Source organism: Schinkia azotoformans LMG 9581, from assembly GCF_000307855.1.
In the GTDB taxonomy this organism is placed as follows: domain Bacteria; phylum Bacillota; class Bacilli; order Bacillales; family Bacillaceae_J; genus Schinkia; species Schinkia azotoformans.
This window is the reverse complement of sequence record NZ_AJLR01000119.1, coordinates 1-16,323: the sequence shown is the minus strand read 5'-3', so window position 1 is coordinate 16,323 and position 16,323 is coordinate 1. Positions and strand designations below refer to the sequence as shown.

Annotated in this window: 19 protein-coding genes; 1 reads left to right on the top strand and 18 read right to left on the bottom strand. The window is 38.2% G+C overall.

The window, feature by feature from the left end; all coding sequences use genetic code 11:
• Window positions 1–85: 85 nt before the first annotated feature.
• The 9 genes from ispE to metG all read right to left on the bottom strand — a co-directional run bounded on the left by ispE (window position 86) and on the right by metG (window position 8,711).
• The gene (gene ispE / locus BAZO_RS13590) at window positions 86–958 is read right to left on the bottom strand and encodes a 4-(cytidine 5'-diphospho)-2-C-methyl-D-erythritol kinase (RefSeq protein WP_003332146.1); all 873 of its coding nucleotides are present in this window, start codon (window positions 956–958) and stop codon (window positions 86–88) included.
• A gap of 184 nt (window positions 959–1,142) precedes the next feature.
• Complete coding sequence (locus tag BAZO_RS13585) at window positions 1,143–1,325, bottom strand: small, acid-soluble spore protein, alpha/beta type (protein WP_003332145.1); 183 nt, start codon at window positions 1,323–1,325, stop codon at window positions 1,143–1,145.
• A gap of 84 nt (window positions 1,326–1,409) precedes the next feature.
• A complete protein-coding gene (veg, locus tag BAZO_RS13580; RefSeq protein WP_003332144.1) occupies window positions 1,410–1,679 on the bottom strand; it encodes a biofilm formation stimulator Veg in 270 nt (89 codons plus the stop codon).
• Window positions 1,680–1,967: 288 nt separating this feature from the next.
• On the bottom strand, window positions 1,968–2,834 hold the full coding sequence (gene yabG / locus BAZO_RS13575; RefSeq protein ID WP_003332143.1) for a sporulation peptidase YabG: 867 nt from the start codon (window positions 2,832–2,834) through the stop codon (window positions 1,968–1,970).
• A gap of 69 nt (window positions 2,835–2,903) precedes the next feature.
• The gene (rsmA, locus tag BAZO_RS13570; protein WP_003332141.1) at window positions 2,904–3,800 is read right to left on the bottom strand and encodes a 16S rRNA (adenine(1518)-N(6)/adenine(1519)-N(6))-dimethyltransferase RsmA; all 897 of its coding nucleotides are present in this window, start codon (window positions 3,798–3,800) and stop codon (window positions 2,904–2,906) included.
• Entirely contained in the window at window positions 3,797–4,357 is a 561-nt protein-coding gene (gene rnmV / locus BAZO_RS13565; protein ID WP_003332140.1) for a ribonuclease M5, read from the bottom strand. Before rnmV ends, rsmA begins: the two co-directional genes overlap by 4 nt.
• A 137-nt stretch (window positions 4,358–4,494) precedes the next feature.
• Entirely contained in the window at window positions 4,495–5,655 is a 1,161-nt protein-coding gene (locus BAZO_RS23085) for a G5 and 3D domain-containing protein (protein ID WP_003332139.1), read from the bottom strand.
• 286 nt (window positions 5,656–5,941) lie between these two features.
• On the bottom strand, window positions 5,942–6,709 hold the full coding sequence (locus BAZO_RS13555) for a TatD family hydrolase (RefSeq protein WP_003332138.1): 768 nt from the start codon (window positions 6,707–6,709) through the stop codon (window positions 5,942–5,944).
• Between the two features lie 19 nt (window positions 6,710–6,728).
• Window positions 6,729–8,711 (bottom strand): methionine--tRNA ligase, encoded by a 1,983-nt coding sequence (gene metG, locus BAZO_RS13550; RefSeq protein WP_003332137.1) that lies wholly within the window; start codon window positions 8,709–8,711, stop codon window positions 6,729–6,731.
• A 418-nt stretch (window positions 8,712–9,129) separates the two neighbouring features.
• On the opposite strand from metG, the gene BAZO_RS13545 reads away from it, so the two are divergent.
• Window positions 9,130–9,414, top strand: a complete 285-nt coding sequence (locus BAZO_RS13545; RefSeq protein ID WP_003332136.1) for an AbrB/MazE/SpoVT family DNA-binding domain-containing protein — start codon at window positions 9,130–9,132, stop codon at window positions 9,412–9,414.
• A gap of 63 nt (window positions 9,415–9,477) precedes the next feature.
• Here BAZO_RS13545 and rsmI read toward each other — a convergent pair whose 3' ends face one another.
• The 9 genes from rsmI to BAZO_RS13500 all read right to left on the bottom strand — a co-directional run bounded on the left by rsmI (window position 9,478) and on the right by BAZO_RS13500 (window position 16,057).
• Complete coding sequence (gene rsmI, locus BAZO_RS13540; RefSeq protein WP_003332135.1) at window positions 9,478–10,359, bottom strand: 16S rRNA (cytidine(1402)-2'-O)-methyltransferase; 882 nt, start codon at window positions 10,357–10,359, stop codon at window positions 9,478–9,480.
• Complete coding sequence (locus BAZO_RS13535; RefSeq protein WP_003332134.1) at window positions 10,334–10,603, bottom strand: GIY-YIG nuclease family protein; 270 nt, start codon at window positions 10,601–10,603, stop codon at window positions 10,334–10,336. The genes rsmI and BAZO_RS13535 overlap by 26 nt, the downstream gene beginning before the upstream one ends.
• Complete coding sequence (locus BAZO_RS13530) at window positions 10,590–11,333, bottom strand: tRNA1(Val) (adenine(37)-N6)-methyltransferase (RefSeq protein ID WP_003332133.1); 744 nt, start codon at window positions 11,331–11,333, stop codon at window positions 10,590–10,592. The genes BAZO_RS13535 and BAZO_RS13530 overlap by 14 nt, the downstream gene beginning before the upstream one ends.
• 66 nt (window positions 11,334–11,399) lie before the next feature.
• Window positions 11,400–11,762, bottom strand: a complete 363-nt coding sequence (gene yabA, locus BAZO_RS13525) for a DNA replication initiation control protein YabA (RefSeq protein ID WP_003332132.1) — start codon at window positions 11,760–11,762, stop codon at window positions 11,400–11,402.
• Window positions 11,763–11,787: 25 nt separating this feature from the next.
• Window positions 11,788–12,603, bottom strand: coding sequence for a PSP1 domain-containing protein (locus BAZO_RS13520; protein ID WP_003332131.1), 816 nt, complete (start codon window positions 12,601–12,603; stop codon window positions 11,788–11,790).
• A 3-nt stretch (window positions 12,604–12,606) separates the two neighbouring features.
• Window positions 12,607–13,596 carry a DNA polymerase III subunit delta' gene (gene holB / locus BAZO_RS13515; RefSeq protein ID WP_003332129.1) on the bottom strand — a complete coding sequence of 330 codons (990 nt, stop codon included), beginning with the start codon at window positions 13,594–13,596 and terminating at the stop codon, window positions 12,607–12,609.
• A gap of 6 nt (window positions 13,597–13,602) precedes the next feature.
• On the bottom strand, window positions 13,603–14,229 hold the full coding sequence (gene tmk / locus BAZO_RS13510) for a dTMP kinase (RefSeq protein ID WP_003332128.1): 627 nt from the start codon (window positions 14,227–14,229) through the stop codon (window positions 13,603–13,605).
• Window positions 14,230–14,323: 94 nt separating this feature from the next.
• On the bottom strand, window positions 14,324–15,775 hold the full coding sequence (locus BAZO_RS13505) for an aminotransferase class I/II-fold pyridoxal phosphate-dependent enzyme (RefSeq protein WP_003332127.1): 1,452 nt from the start codon (window positions 15,773–15,775) through the stop codon (window positions 14,324–14,326).
• Between the two features lie 75 nt (window positions 15,776–15,850).
• Window positions 15,851–16,057, bottom strand: coding sequence for a sigma factor G inhibitor Gin (locus tag BAZO_RS13500; RefSeq protein WP_003332126.1), 207 nt, complete (start codon window positions 16,055–16,057; stop codon window positions 15,851–15,853).
• Window positions 16,058–16,323 lie beyond the last annotated feature (266 nt).

Here is a 16,323-nt window from a genome sequence, read left to right as displayed (position 1 = left end):
TAGCAATTCTTAGTTGACTTATCGTAGGGAGGAGACCTGAAGTTTGCTAGGCGATAGGCGCTGGAGCTAGACAGTGAGAAACAAGTTAACTTTCGTTTCTGTTACCTAATAAACGAACTGCGTATACTTGATCACAGAAACCCCTTAAACCATTGTAAATTCGTTGTAGTCTTGATTGATATTGAACGAGACCATAAACAGTTGGTCCACTGCCGCTCATTAATACCGCATCTGCCCCAAAGCGCTGCATCTGCATTTTTATATGGTTAACCTCGGGATGCATTTTTAAGGTGACGCTTTCCAATACATTTCCAACGTTAGTACAGATTCCTTTAAAATCATGATTATGAATAGCTTGTACCATAGCATCGATATTTGGGTGCTCTACTTGATCCAATTTTAAATTCCGGTAAACATCAGCAGTAGATACCCCAATCGTTGGTTTCGCAAGAATAACCCAGCATGGCGGTGGGGAAGAAATATGCTCAATTTTCTCACCACGACCTGTCGCAATAGCCGTTCCTCCATATACACAGAAAGAAACGTCGGAGCCAATTTCCGCACCGATTTCAGCTAATTTATCAATTGATAGTCCTAAGTTCCACAGCTTATTTAAGCCTCTTAGTGTTGCCGCTGCATCACTACTTCCCCCTGCCAAACCAGCAGCTACAGGAATGATCTTCGAGATTGAAATGGAAACACCCTTTTTCACAGCAAAACGCTCTTTCAATAACTTTGCTGCCTGATAGGCTAAATTCCGATCATCATCCGGTACAAAACGGTTTTGCGAGACTATCGTTATTTTATCATCCTGAAGCTCATCTAATTCAATCCGATCAGCCAAGTCGATTGTAGTCATGATCATTTTAACTTCATGAAAACCATCGTCTCTTTTGTGTAAAACATCTAACGATAAATTGATTTTTGCCGGCGCTTTTACTAAAATTCGATTGCCCATCCTACTTATCACCTACTAAACTCGTCTAGCCACTTACAGCAAGTGCCAGACCTACTAAATGAAGTTAATATCTTGTATATTGTATCATAAACAGATAGTATAACCATTTTTATCGAAAAAAAAACCGAAGCTAAAATTAGCCCCGGTTATCGCAGTGTTTTAGTCGTTTTTTTAGAACGCGAATTTACTGTTCTTGTTGATTTACTAAACTATGTTGTGCAATTTCAACAGCGCGCTTTACCATGCTTCCGGCTTGTCTTGCTGTTATTCCACCCCAGCCTTCAGCTTGAACAGTATCATAAAATCCAAGTTCCTTTGCGAGTTCATCCTTAAACTGTTGAGACATTAAGCCCCTTCTTCTGCTCATAATGAATACTCCCTCCTAAAACTGCGACAATCTTAGTATTAGGATGTTATGCATAAGTAATTCAAAAAACAACGGACAGTATTTCTACTGTCCGTTTATTGCGATACTTCCTGTATTTTCATCAAAAAATGTTAATTCGACTGTTTCAGTTAAAACATCAGCGTAACTATAAGAAACCCGTTCAAATGAATTTTCTTGTTGATCTAATTCAATAATAAAAACAGAAGGATACGTTTCAGCTAAAACTCCAGACCTTTCAATCGTCTTGCGGCGCCCACCATTTGCTTTTAGTGTCAGGCGCTTCCCAAGATTATTATCAAGAATGCGTTTAATGTCTAACAAAGTTTTTCCCATTCGTTCCACCTCACTATGTATAGTATATCACCAATCGCCATTTCAGTCAAATAAAACTAAAATTATATCAGTGACACCTTTTTACTGTCAATGGGTTTTTGATTCAATAGTAGATTTTTTTTTGAACATAATATTATTTTTCCTCAGTTTGACAATTTTATGTATAATTCGCCTTAATTTTTAAATAATAAAAGCTGCCTTTAAAGTATGAAGCACAAACAAGAAAATTATATTCACAAAATAAGTAAATATTCATTTCCACCTGTATGCTTTACTTTAAAGACAGCTTTATTCATAATCCGATATATTATATGGCATTCCAATTCGAAGTAATCCTCTTGTTTCCACTCCACCTAACCCTTTTTCACCTGTTAAGGTATTTCGAAGTACATCCCACACATTAATATGATCCTTGATCGGCGTATAGCTGATTTTAGCTACAATATATACCGGATCAAGGGCGTGAATATTAATCCGTGTCGGTGAGCTTGCGAAATTGGCTCCAGCTTTGATTAATGATTCAAAGTGTGATTGGCATGCCCCCGCAAAAATAACAAGCTGATCAAGATGTGGAACCTTTTTTCTCGCTTCATAGACGGTTTGGGCAAAGTAGCGCGAGTGGCGGTATGCTTTTAAATCACTTATCTTACCTTTTGATTTAAGATAAGCATCGTGCCCGGTTACAACTAGTATATCGGGTCGCATTTGCTCAATTAACCTGCCAACCCGCTCCGGCATTTCTTTTTCACTCATATGGACGCCATATATCGGAACACCCAGACGTTCATATAATGTGCGGCACTTTTGTAAATAAACAGGATCGCCATCCAGATGCAACACACGGCCGGGCATTTGAAAGTAAGATTCACTATGACTGTAGCCGCTCGAGGCATGATATTCATTTCTTTGGCGAATTAAATTATAATCCTGGCGGAATAGCCAGTTGGATTTATCTACTTTTTCCTTTTCCTTCTTCTGTCGTGATTTATATTCTTTATCGTCTATAATTAATAAATCAGAAATCGGTGCATCAGCAATAAGCCTAACATCCTCGCCTAATAATATAGCTATGTTGTTATTTATTTCCGTCACCCGGAAAAGTAAATCCTGCTTATAAGATTTGCGGGTTACTAAATCTCCCACCTCGATATCCATATTTCCCCTCCTCACATGGGGCAGATACATTGTCTCTATAACCTATGTATCCAAGGGGAAAAACGTGAATCAAATGCGCTTTGCTTTATTTACGTCCAGATGGGATACAAGCTCATCACTTAATCTTCCGAACTCTTCTATACTTAATGTTTCTCCTCGCCTTTTTGGATCAATTCCAGCGGCATGAAGGGCCTTTTCAATATTCTTCTTTTCAATCGTTTGAGCGAAGTGGCTTGATAAATTATTAAAGATGGTTTTTCGCCGCTGTGCAAAGCTAGCCCGGACAACCGTGAAGAAAAACTCTTCATCTGTAACCTTAACAGCCGGTTCCGGTCTTTTTGTTAACCGAATAACAGCAGAGTCAATATTCGGCTGCGGTATAAAAACAGTTTTCGGTACAATCATAACCGTTTTTGCCTCCGTATAATATTGGATGGCTATTGATAAGGAGCCGTAGTCCTTTGTACCAGGGGCGGCTGCTATTCGGTCAGCGACTTCCTTTTGAAGCATACAAACAATTCCCCGTATCGGCAATTGATCGGTCAAAAGCTTCATAATGATTGGCGTTGTCACATAATAAGGGAGATTGGCTACAACCATTAAATCCTGATCTTCCCCAAATTCCTCTGTAATGACTTGGTTCACATTTGCTTTTAGAACATCCTCATGAATAACCTTCACATGCGGATAAGGTTCAAGCGTTTCTTTTAAAATCGGCAGCAACCGTTGGTCAATTTCAAAGGCGACTACTTTCTTTGCCCGCTTTGCCAATTGCTCCGTTAACGCCCCAATTCCAGGTCCAATTTCAATAGCACCACTGTTCACAGTCAACTCGGCAAAATCAACAATTCGGTTTAAAATATTTAAGTCAATTAAAAAGTTCTGTCCTAAGCTTTTCTTGAAAGAAAACCCGTACTTTTCCAAAATTGCCTTCGTTCGTACCGGTGTTGCAATGTCCTTCATCATTCCGTTTCCTCCTGTAACACTTGAACAACAGCCTCTAAAAATGCCGTTTTCGTAATTTGAAACATATTTAAACGCTTATGAAGCTGTTTCCCGTTCGTATACCCTATTTTTAAGATCATCCCAAGCTTTTCTCTTCTTTCCTTGGATCGGTCCTCCCCAATTAAACCAGCTTCAATTAAATCCTCTTGAGTAATTTCCTCCCTTACATTAATCATTTCCTGCTGTACCGCCCTTAAAGCCGTTTGAATAGCTTCAATTGAAGCATGTTCGACACCAAGGCCTTTGCCCTTTTTAGGGATTGCCTCGTGACGGGGCAAAAAGGCATGCTTACACCCCGGTACCTTTTCAGATATGATTTTCCGGATTCGTTCCCCAGGATAGTCTGGGTCAGTAAAAATAATGACACCCCGCTGGTTTTGGGCAAGTCGAATTTGTTCAATCGTCGTCTCACTTATTTCAGAGCCATTTGTTTCAATCGTATCTGCTTGAACAGCTCTTTTTACCCGAACAGTATCATCTTTTCCTTCAACCACAATAATTTCTTTGATTTTTTCCATTTTTTTATTTTTCCTCTCAAAAATCTGAAACTTTTAATGCTCGTTTAACGTCTCTTTATATGTATAAGTATAAGCTAATTAAAAACAAAAAACACAGAGGAGTTTATCCCCTGTGAAAATCGAAGATGCTATTCTGTTTATTCTAAGATTTTAATTAAAACCGTTTTACGACCATATCCGTCTACAGTTTTTTGATCAGGAATAAAAAGATCAATTTTATTCCCTTTAATGGAGCCGCCGGTATCTGCAGCGATCGCATGACCATAGCCTTCCACCCATACTTTTGTACCTAATGGAATGACACTAGGATCAACTGCAATAACTTTTGCATCTGGATTTTCTCTCAAATTAATGCCGCTTGAGGTCTTCCCGGAGCATCCGTTACAATAAGCGGTATAAGCGGTAGCTTGGACATAAAATTCCTTTGTCGAGGGACCATCATAACCACGGGCCGCTTGTTGTTTAATTGGTTTTGTACCTAAAGCAACGATTTTATCTTTACTATCTCTAACTTTTTCAGTACTTAGCAGCTTTCTTGAAACTTCCTTGCCATTTTCAAGGACTACTTCAAAGGTTTGCTTTTCCAAACCTTTTTCCCCTTTATCGACTACCTTTTCTACACCTTTTGGTAGGGATGAATCTTTTCGAGTTACAACTGCAAAATCAACTGGTGCTTCCACCACATCGGTGACCTTTTCTACGCGTATAACATTAACAACCATATTTTCTGTGACTTGAGTGCTAGCTTCTGGCTCAACGCGGTCAAGTTCATTAAGTTTAATTTCTTGGTGCTTCAAAAGGTCAACGACCGTAGTCGAAGTGGTCCAAACTGGCTTCTCCTCATTTTTATCTTTGATTGTTACAAGAAAAGCAGTATCTATGACTATTTCTGTTTTTTGATCTAGCTCTGTATCCCTACTTGGACTAATTCTATCGTGTTCACTTAACTTAATATTTTGCTCATTTATAAAATCCCCTACAGTTTTAGCTGCCGACCAAACTGTCTCTTCTTTCCCCCAGGCTATCAATCTAATAGGCTTGGCTGGGTCCCACGAAACTCTCCCGTTTTTCATTATCGGTGAATCCAGCGAAGGCGTGACCCGATCCTGCTCCAAGACTTCTAAATTAAGCTCTGCCAAAAGCTCTTTTACCGTCTCGGCATGGGTTCGTACCGTTTCCTCTTTCCCGTCTAATACAACCGTTACCGGCTGCTTAGTTCCCTCGTACGATAGTACCGCTATTAGTATAATAGCTAGAATACTAGACAAGGCAACTATCATCTTTTTCGATTTCAGCATAATTTGCCTCCTTCTCGGAGTGATTATATAAGAGCCCTTCTCAAGTTGTCAACTATAATTTACCACCCCACCTACTCTTGACAAATTCTAAGACATGTTCACTTTGTCTATCGTTTCACATTATAAAGCTTTTTTCTTTAGGAAATCCACCCAAAAATATCGACAACATTATTCGATAGAAAAGCGGAAGTGCCCGTTAAGCGACAAAAAAACTGGAGGACGACGACTGAGATAAAGTTAATGAAAAAAGGGACTGTCCCACTTGAGAGACAGCCCTTTCGACAATTTATGAAATTCCAAACGCCTTTTTCGCATTTTCCGTTGTTTGACGGGCTACTTCCTCGAAAGGTATGCCCTTCAACTCAGCAATTTGCTCGGCAACTAATTTGACATAAGCTGGTTCATTTCTTTTGCCGCGATACGGATGCGGTGTTAAATACGGGCAATCCGTTTCGATGAGTAGCTTCTCTAGTGGAAGTTCGGTAGCTACTTCCTTTGGCTTTTTGGCATTTTTAAAAGTAACTGGGCCACCAAGGGAGATATAAAAATTCATGGCGATGCATTCCATAGCTGTTTCAAGGCTTCCGCTAAAGCAATGCATAATACCGCCCACTTCGCCTGCTTCCTCTTCTTTCAGAATATCGACAATATCCTGTGTTGCTTCACGGTTATGGATGATAATTGGCAGTTTTAACTTTTTCGCTAAGCGTATTTGTTTACGAAATACTTCCTTTTGGATGTCTTTTGGTGATTTATCCCAGTAATAATCCAAGCCCATTTCACCAAGAGCAACAACCTTTGGATGACTGGCCAACCCCTCAATCCACTCCAAATCTTCTTCCTTCATATCAATAGCATCAACCGGATGCCAGCCGATTGATGCATAGATAAAATCATGCTGTTCCGCGATTCTAATTGCACCTTCAATAGTCTCTTTATCAAATCCGACAACGACCATGTGGGAGACACCTTCTGAAAGTGCACGCTCTATAACTTCTGCTTCATCATCGGCAAATTGCCTTGCATTGAGATGAACATGGGTATCAAACAACATAAAAAAACTCCCTTGAAGCTTATTTTATTTTTGTACCATTGGGAATGCTTGCATCAATTGTAGCAAGCTTTAACTTTCCATTGTCCTTTCCGGCAAGGATCATGCCTTGTGACAGCTCGCCGCGAAGTTTGACTGGTTTTAGGTTGGTTACACAGATTACTTTTTGGCCAGTTAATTCCTCTGGTTTGTAATATTCGGCAATACCGGAAACAACTTGGCGCTTTTCATAGCCTAAGTCTAATTGAAGCTTTAACAGCTTGTCTGCCTTTTTGACATTTTCAGCTTGAATGACCTCGGCAACACGAAGCTCAACCTTTCCAAAGTCATCAATTGTGATTTCTTCAACTTCAGGAACTGCCTGCTCCGAACCCGCTTCATTCCCATTAGCAGCTGCAGGCTCTGACGGCACGGCTTGTGCTGGTGGCTGCATATCCTCTTTAATTGCTGCCACTTCTTTTTCTGTTTCAAGACGTGGGAAGATTGGCTCGCCTTTTTGTACTTTTGTGCCGCTCGGGATTAAACCAAATTGATAGAGACTATTCCAAGCAGTCAACTTCTCGCCGCTCACGCCTAATTGCTCCCAAATTTTCTTTGGTGCTCTCGTTAAAAACGGCTGCAGCATAATGGAACTATATCGTAATGACTCTGCTAAATGATACATTACGGACGCTAAATGGGCTTTTTTGCTTTCATCTTTAGCAAGTGTCCATGGCTGTGTTTCATCAATATATTTATTTGTGCGGCTGACTAGCTGCCAAATAGCTGTTAATGCGACGGAAAACTCCATTTTTTCCATTGCATTTTCAACTTTTTCAACCGTTTCTTTTGCGGTATTTTCTAGAATTCCGTCGAATTCCGTTACTTGCCCGTCATACTGTGGAATTTCTCCGCCAAAATATTTATCAATCATAGCTACTGTACGATTCAATAAGTTTCCTAAATCGTTTGCTAAGTCAAAATTAATACGGTCTACAAAACCTTCCGGTGTGAAGACACCATCTGATCCGAATGGAACTTCACGAAGCAGGTAATAACGGAGTGCATCCAACCCATAGCGATCAATTAATGTGACCGGATCGATGACATTTCCTTTTGATTTCGACATTTTTCCATCCTTCATTAATAGCCAGCCATGGGCAAAAACTTTCTTAGGAAGCGGTACTCCTAAAGCCATTAACATGATTGGCCAATAAATGGTATGGAAACGAACGATTTCTTTACCAACTAAATGAACATCTGCAGGCCAATATTTTTGATATTTTTCATCATTTTCCGTATCATAACCTAAGGCAGTAATATAATTTGATAACGCATCAATCCATACATAAATAACATGCTTTGGATCACCAGGTACTTTAATGCCCCAGTCAAATGTTGTTCTTGATACCGCCAAGTCCTCTAAGCCTGGCTTAATAAAATTGTTAATCATTTCATTTTTGCGAGATTCCGGTTGGATAAATTCGGGATTTTCTTCGTAATATTGCAATAAGCGATCAACATATTTACTCATTTTGAAAAAGTAAGACTCTTCCTTCACCTTTTCAACAGGACGACCACAGTCTGGGCAATTGCCTCCCTCAATTTGACGCTCAGTAAAGAAAGATTCACATGGTGTACAATACCATCCTTCGTACTGATCTAAATAGATGTCACCTTGTTCAACGAGCTTTGCAAATATCTTTTCGACAGTTTTCTTATGGCGATCTTCTGTTGTTCTTATAAAATCATCATAAGAAATATCAAGCTTTTGCCATAAATCTTTAATTCCTGACACAATATTATCAACGAATTGTTGTGGGCTAACCCCTTTTTCCTCAGCCTTTCTTTGGATTTTTTGTCCATGTTCGTCAGTACCTGTTAAATACATAACATCGTAACCTCGTAGGCGTTTATAGCGTGCCATCGCATCCCCAGCTACCGTTGTATAAGCATGTCCTATATGTAATTTGTCGCTTGGATAATAAATTGGTGTTGTAAGATAAAATGATTTTTTTTCACTCAACTAAATGACCCCCTCTTAGACCTAACTGTATTCGTACTATCTATTATACCATCTCCAAAATATACCTAATCAAATATTATGAGTCAAGATTGCACCTGGCCCTAATTTTTTTGTCAAAAACCCTTGTAGAATTTTGTCGTTATTTTTATAATAAAAGAAAAAAACATTTTTTTGAAAAAAGGTAATTAAATGTAAAAGTATTGGTATTAACTATTTAAATAGTACTAATAAAGAAAGTTAATACATCAATATTTAAAATGCAAAAAAATACATTTTCTTATAAATTCTACACTTTTTTACATAAACAATAATTGACTACTTCTGGAAAACTTGTTATGATGAAAACGGATGAAATTTGTCGAAACATGACGAATTATAAATAAAGATATACTATATTATTAAAGGGAGAAATGCTTACATGAAATCTACTGGAATTGTTCGTAAAGTTGATGAATTAGGTCGAGTTGTAATTCCAATTGAATTACGCCGTACTTTAGGTATTGCGGAAAAAGACTCACTTGAGATATATGTTGACGATGATCGTATCGTTTTAAAAAAATATAAGCCTAATATGACTTGCAGCATTACTGGAGAAGTATCTGATCACAACTTTGCTCTTGCCAATGGTAAAATTGTACTAAGCCGCGAAGGTGCAGAATTGTTATTAAAAGAACTTCAAGAAAACCTTGCCGTTGCAAAATAATGATAATTAATTCAAAAGAGGCTAACTATAGCCTCTTTTTTATTGCACACTTACATCTTAAATTTATCCTTCAATATGAAACAATTGGTATACTTCTCTTTTCGGTATTCCCCGCTCATCTGCAACACGTTTGATCGCCTCTTTAGACCGCAATCCCTCTTTTTCAATATAATGCTCTACATGCTCTTTAATCTGCAATTCTTCCCACCAAATATGTTTTTCCGAAATTTCGGCGCTATTTGCCCCTTCAATAATGATGCAAAATTCACCACGAATCGTTTCCTCATCCGCCCACTCGATAAGTTCGCCCACCGTCCCTCTTATGTATTCCTCAAACTTCTTTGTTAATTCTCTTGAAAGAGTTGCTCTACGATTGCTTCCCCACACCTTTTCAATTGCAGTGAGTGTTTCCTTCAAGCGATGTGGGGCTTCATAAAAGATCATTGGATCCAGCATTTCCTTTAGCCGTTCCAGCTCTGCCGTTCTTTCCTTTTTTCCCCGTGGTAAAAACCCATAATAATAGAAGTGATCGGTTGGAAGTCCGGAAGCAATGAGAGCTGTTAGCGCCGCATTGGCACCAGGAAGGGCAATAACGGCGATATTTTCCTCCAATGCTGCGACAACTAAATCGTAGCCCGGATCGGAAATGGCCGGCATCCCCGCGTCACTAACTAAAGCAATTGTTTTTCCATTCTTTATTTCTTCAAGAAGTTTAGCGCCGCTTTCCCGCTTATTATGTTCATGGTAGCTTGTCAACGGTGTTGAAATTTCAAAATGATTCAGAAGCTTGACCGTTTGCCTCGTATCTTCAGCAGCAATTAAATTAGCTTCCTTTAAAATACGAATGGCGCGAAAGGTCATATCCTCTAAATTGCCGATTGGGGTTGGCACTAAATAAAGCAACCCGGCATTTGATTCACTAAAGCTTTTTTGCTGCGTTCTCATAAATATACTCCTCTTTTTGTTTTCTCGTTAATTGCTTGACCCGATATTCCTCCTGCATGGCTTCCGTTTTAGACTCATACACTTCTGAAAATAAAAGTTGGACTGGCGTACGTCCTCTTGTATATTTCGCACCCTTACCCGTTTGGTGCATTTCAAGCCTTTTTTCTAAATTATTCGTATAGCCCGTATAATACGAGCCATCACTACATTCCAAAATATAAACATAATGCTTATCTTTCTCCATATAAGATTTCTAACATCTCCTCTGTGTACTCATTATTTTCTTTATACACATAAAGAGGGGGCAATATTTTTAATCCTGCCTTCCCGTATTTTATACCCTCAACTAACAATGTATTAGCTTCCTTCCCCGCTTTAGGATAAACGAGACGCATTCGCTTCGGTTCTATTTTATATTGTCTCATTAAAGTGACAATATCAAGCAGCCTCTCGGGGCGGTGAACAAAAGCTACCTTGCCACCGTGTCGAACAAGCCCGCTTGACACCCTAACAACATCCTCAAGAGTACAATAAATTTCATGACGGGCAATAGCCAGATGCGGGTTTTCGTTATATTCTGTTTCACTCGGTGTTGGAAAATAAGGCGGGTTACAAGTCACAACATCAAACCCGGCATTCCCCAATACCTCAGGTATATCGTTAATGTCACCATGAATAACCGATATGCGGTCCTCTAAATGATTGTACTGAATACTTCTTACAGCCATATCATAGATGCGCTCCTGAATTTCCACCCCTGTGATTGTACCCTTTGTGCGTTCACTTAGAAGCAGTGGAATAACGGCATTGCCTGTACATAAATCAAGCAAAGTTCCTTTTTGTATCGGAACGTAAACGAAATTTGCCAATAGCACGGCATCCAATGAAAAATTAAAGACAGACGGGCTTTGGATAATTTTCATCCGCTCATCCAACAAATAATCTAAACGTTCATCTCCATGTAATTCAACCATATATGTAAATACCCTTCCTTATATAGAAATGAGGCTGACTCTTTGTTCCTGAGTCAGCCTCTACGCCTATTTTTTATTTAAAAACGATAAACAAAACAGGCAGTCGCCATCTTTTCGCAAAGACCCATAGTGAACATTGCAAATATGGAATCCCTCTTGATAAAGTCGAGCGAGGTTATCATATCCTTCCCCAATATCCGCCAATGACTCTGACTTTTCCTTCTTGTTCGTCTTTCTTTTCGTTTCTTTTTGCTTCGGTTCGTCCTCTTTTTCAAACCGTTGTCTTAGGTGATGATTTTCCATTTTTAAATGGTGGTTTTCCTCAAGCAACTCTGCAAGCTGTGCTTTAAATTCACCTAATTGTTTATATAATCGACCGATTTGTTCTTCTATTTCAATCGCCTGATCAAATAATTGTTTTTTGTCCACTTGAATGCACCTCTATTTTTGTGGGCTAAAACGACACGGTCCCTTGCTCCATTAATTCATCAATTGTATATTCTACTACACGCTCAAGTTCAGTCAATTCAACTTGGATAACACCTTCCAATATGTTCAAACCGACTACCTTGCCGTCTCCTTGCGGTGTATGAATAGGGTCCCCTAAGTCTGGTAACTCTGCTTTTGCAGTCTCATAGTCATCGTTTTCATATTTCAAGCAACACATAAGTCGTCCGCAAAGTCCAGAAATTTTGGCTGGATTTAATGACAAGTTTTGATCCTTTGCCATTTTTATAGATACCGGGTCGAAATCGCCTAGAAACGTAGAACAGCAAAGCATTCTTCCACACGGCCCGATTCCGCCGAGCAACTTTGCCTCATCGCGAACACCGATTTGACGGAGTTCGATTCTTGTCCTAAAGATAGCTGCTAAATCCTTAACTAATTCACGAAAATCGATGCGACCATCTGCTGTAAAATAGAAGATAATCTTATTTCTATCAAACGTATATTCTACGTCTACTAGCTTCATATCTAATCCATGCTCTACTATTTTTTTCGTGCAGGCTTCATATGCTTCTTTTGCTTCTTTTTTATTTTCTTCAACATTTCTTATATCGTTTTCATCCGCAAGGCGAATGACCTTCTTTAAGGGTAAAACGATATCATTTTCATCAACAGTTTTTTGTGCGATGACAGCCTTTCCAAACTCAACTCCCCGAACAGTTTCAACGATAACGTATGATCCTCTTTCGATCTTTATTTCTCCTGGATCAAAATAATATATTTTACCCGCCTTTTTAAAGCGTACTCCTACTACCTCATACAAGCATTATCCCTCCTGCAACTTCAGTATCAGCTGCTCCATTAATAATGAAGGATTGACATTGGCATTTAACCGCTTCTTTGCCTCTAAAATAACGGTTAAATCGTCTACGATTTTCTTTTGAGAAAAACGCATAGATTGTGCCTCAAGCAACTCCTTTTGATCTATATAAATTAAACTATTTTCTTCACCTATTTGGATATACAAAAGGTCTTTAAACCATAATAATAATAAATCCAAACCTACACTAAGCTGTTCTTTTTCCTTAAAGTGTGACAGCCAATTTTCATGTAAAAATAATAAAGCATGATGACCCCTCTTTAAAAGGACCTCATTTAATTGTATCACTATGTTTCGGGCTTGTGCAAACCAATCGTCTGAAATTATAGCAAGTGCTTCATTAATATTATTGGTAAGAGAGGCAACAATTTTTCCTAAATGAGCAGGGACACCTTGTTGTAGCAGTTTTTGTAAAAGTAAATCTGCCGTTAATGGTTGAAAATTCAAAATTTGACATCTGGATAAGATCGTTGGCAGTATTTGCTGAACCTGTTCTGTTAACAAAATGGCAATAGTTTGTCCATCTGGTTCCTCTAAAAACTTTAATAAACTATTGGCTGCTTGATTTGTCATTTTATCAGCATGTTCAATTAAATAGATTTTCCCCTTTGATTCTACACTCTTCTTTGAAAATTCTCTCTGCAAATCTTTTATTTGTTCTTTTTTTAACGATAAACCGTCCGGTGATAGGAAATGGACATCAGGATGATTGCCTGATTCGATCCTCTTGCATTCAATACAGGAATTGCATGGTTCAGCACCCGTTTTATTTATGCAAAAAAAGCTTTTGGCGAGCTGAATGCCGACAGCTTTTTTACCTGTTCCACGACCGCCCTCAAATAAATAGGCATGCGCAATCCGGTTTTTCAATATACTATTTTTCAGCATCCTCACTACATTGGGCTGTGTTTCCTGCAGTTGTTCCCATGTTTGCATATACGATCACCACATTATTTTATCTATTAATACCTTTTTAATCTCCGAAAATACATTCTCAATTTCTTGATTAGCATCTATTCTTACAATTCTATTAGGGAATTTCACCAAAACTTCCTCATATCCCTCTTTCACCTTATTGTGAAAGTTCATTTCCTCTAAATCTAACCTATTTACTTCTCTTTCTTTATTTTTTCGAATTCTACTTAATCCAACCTCAGGATCAAGGTCTAAATACAAGGTTAAATTCGGCATAAAATTTCCAATAGCAAATTCATTAATCGAAAGAACCTCGTCAATCCCTAACCCTCGAGCATATCCTTGATAGGCCAAACTACTGTCGATAAAACGATCACATAATACAATTTTATCTTCATTTAGTGAGGGAATAATCTTTTCCACTAAATGCTGTCTTCTTGCTGCAGCATAGAGGAGCGCCTCAGTTCGACCATCCATTTTAGTATTCTTTTTATCTAAAATAACTGAGCGAATTTGTTCAGCTATATCAATTCCTCCTGGTTCTCTTGTAACAACAATACTTTTCCCTCTATATTCAAGAAAATCCTTAACATAATTAATTAATGTGGATTTTCCTGATCCCTCGACACCTTCGAGAGTTATGAGATAACTCATTTTTTTTCCTCCACTTACAATTCTAGTTTAAAATATATTATCCACACTTATTTTACCCTAATTTTTTAATGGCTGGCATGTTTTCATATAAATCTTATTTAAAAACTTCAAGTCCATTTCCCAAAATATCTCTATGATTTTGAAGATAAGCACCTGCATTTAGTAACTCTAGAAGCTGGTTAATATGTGAGTTTGTTATTTTTTCACCTTCAAGGATCAACGGGATCCCCGGCGGATAAGGAATAACAGATACAGCCGCAATATGATCTTTCGTTTGAAGCAACGGAACTCTGTCTTTTTTGAACTTTTTCATTTCATTATAATGAATGGCTAGAGTTGAAATTTTATCTTCCTTTTTATCTAAGGCTTTATATGTATTTTTTTGTTGGACAAATTGAACCGGTAAGTGCTCGACAGCCACTTTTAGTTTTTCAATTATAGCTGACCCATTTTCAATGGCAGCTAAAGGCAGAACAAATAAAATATTCCACGGGTCTGCGAGCTCTGTATAAAGGGCTTGCTTTTCGAATTCCTTTTGTAATTCATAACCGGAGTGGGAGCATCTTGTTTGAACAATTACCTTCAATGGGTCGCAATTATTGTCTTTAGTATTAGTGGGTAGGACACTCAGTTGGTCAATGGTTGAAAGCTGTTGTCGAAGACTATTAATACTCGTGACAATTTTCCCCTTTTCGCTTTCCGTAATCTGGGCTAAGTAATACCTTGCTATATCTAATGATGCCATAATCGGATAAGAAGGACTACTGGACTGAATGGCTTGCAAATAGTATTGTAAATTATCCAGATCGATATGATGAGTATTACAATGGAGAAATGAGCCCATCGTCATCGCCGGCAATGTTTTATGCGCCGACTGAACAACAATGTCTGCACCCAGTTGTATAGCTGAAGGTGGGAACGGTTCACCAAGTATTAAATGGGCCCCATGCGCTTCATCAACAAGGACTATTAATCCATTGGCATGGGCAAGATTTATTATTTGCTGGAGCTCTGTAGAAACCATGCCATAATAGTTCGGTGAAGTCAAAATAAGCACCTTGGCATCAGGAAACATTTTTATTGCTTTTTCGACTGTTTCACGTGAAACATTTGTTGAAAATTGCCCATTTTTATCATATTCAGGCGATAGGAAAACTGGCTGAACACCTGCCAATTTTAAACCATTTAGAACAGACTTGTGGCTATTACGTTGAACAAGCACACTATCACCCTGTTCGCAGGTTGATAGTATCATAGCCAAATTGCCAGCTGTAGATCCCCCGACAAGGAAATAACTTTTCGTTACTTTATAAAGTTTAGCAGTTAAATCCTCAGCCTCTTTTATAATCCCACTAGCTGAATGCAAATCATCCAGATTCCCAAGCTCCGTTTGATCTATTTTTAATAATTCCTGAAATAGGTTATGACCTGATGGTAACGGTGGAAATACTGTTCCACTTTTATGCCCAGGTACGTGGAATGAGATTGGTTTTGTTTCAATATGGCTTAGTAAACCATTGTATAGAGGAAGTAAATCTTGATTCATCGGAGAGCCTCATTTCATTTTCATTCGTTATTAATATTAAATAAAAAACAGACCCTATGCAAATATGGATCTGTTCTATTTCAGATTTAGCATCGGCTCTGTAATTTTCCGCATCTGATTTAAAAAATGTTTGTATTTTTCATCATTTGTTTCCGTTGAAACTAATTCTTTCTCACATTCATTACAAATAAATTGCGTATATATATGAATGCCCTTATCTTTCTTTTGTTCGCAAATGACGCACGTCTCCCCATCAGAACTTTTATTTGTGTTTAATTCCATCCAGTCCACCTCCACAGTTTCAGTATCGCCAATCAGTTTAAATTTTATACACTATTTTGAATAGGCAAAATACTATATCCAAAACTGTTAGTTGTTATTATTTTATGAGAAAAGTAATTATTTGTGTCTGTCTATAGGAAAAAGGAAAAAGCCTAACAACCTTATTTATTACCTTGTTGGTTAAGCCTATTGTCAAATATTGATGCTTATTATCCTTTATTAGTCTTTATTACATGGTTAGAGCAAAAAAAAGAACAGCATTTCTG

Bases quoted from the DNA above. Each gene is read 5' to 3' on its own strand.
- BAZO_RS13555 (WP_003332138.1), bottom strand. From the start codon at position 6,709: ATGTTGTTTGATACCCATGTTCATCTCAATGCAAGGCAATTTGCCGAT.
- holB (WP_003332129.1), bottom strand. From the start codon at position 13,596: ATGCAAACATGGGAACAACTGCAGGAAACACAGCCCAATGTAGTGAGG.
- BAZO_RS23085 (WP_003332139.1), bottom strand. From the start codon at position 5,655: ATGCTGAAATCGAAAAAGATGATAGTTGCCTTGTCTAGTATTCTAGCT.
- BAZO_RS13530 (WP_003332133.1), bottom strand. From the start codon at position 11,333: ATGGTTGAATTACATGGAGATGAACGTTTAGATTATTTGTTGGATGAG.
- rsmA (WP_003332141.1), bottom strand. From the start codon at position 3,800: ATGATGAAGGACATTGCAACACCGGTACGAACGAAGGCAATTTTGGAA.
- tmk (WP_003332128.1), bottom strand. From the start codon at position 14,229: ATGAGTTATCTCATAACTCTCGAAGGTGTCGAGGGATCAGGAAAATCC.
- BAZO_RS13500 (WP_003332126.1), bottom strand. From the start codon at position 16,057: ATGGAATTAAACACAAATAAAAGTTCTGATGGGGAGACGTGCGTCATT.
- BAZO_RS13505 (WP_003332127.1), bottom strand. From the start codon at position 15,775: ATGAATCAAGATTTACTTCCTCTATACAATGGTTTACTAAGCCATATT.
- yabG (WP_003332143.1), bottom strand. From the start codon at position 2,834: ATGGATATCGAGGTGGGAGATTTAGTAACCCGCAAATCTTATAAGCAG.
- BAZO_RS13545 (WP_003332136.1), top strand. From the start codon at position 9,130: ATGAAATCTACTGGAATTGTTCGTAAAGTTGATGAATTAGGTCGAGTT.
- ispE (WP_003332146.1), bottom strand. From the start codon at position 958: ATGGGCAATCGAATTTTAGTAAAAGCGCCGGCAAAAATCAATTTATCG.
- rsmI (WP_003332135.1), bottom strand. From the start codon at position 10,359: ATGAGAACGCAGCAAAAAAGCTTTAGTGAATCAAATGCCGGGTTGCTT.
- BAZO_RS13585 (WP_003332145.1), bottom strand. From the start codon at position 1,325: ATGAGCAGAAGAAGGGGCTTAATGTCTCAACAGTTTAAGGATGAACTC.
- BAZO_RS13535 (WP_003332134.1), bottom strand. From the start codon at position 10,603: ATGGAGAAAGATAAGCATTATGTTTATATTTTGGAATGTAGTGATGGC.
- rnmV (WP_003332140.1), bottom strand. From the start codon at position 4,357: ATGGAAAAAATCAAAGAAATTATTGTGGTTGAAGGAAAAGATGATACT.
- veg (WP_003332144.1), bottom strand. From the start codon at position 1,679: ATGGGAAAAACTTTGTTAGACATTAAACGCATTCTTGATAATAATCTT.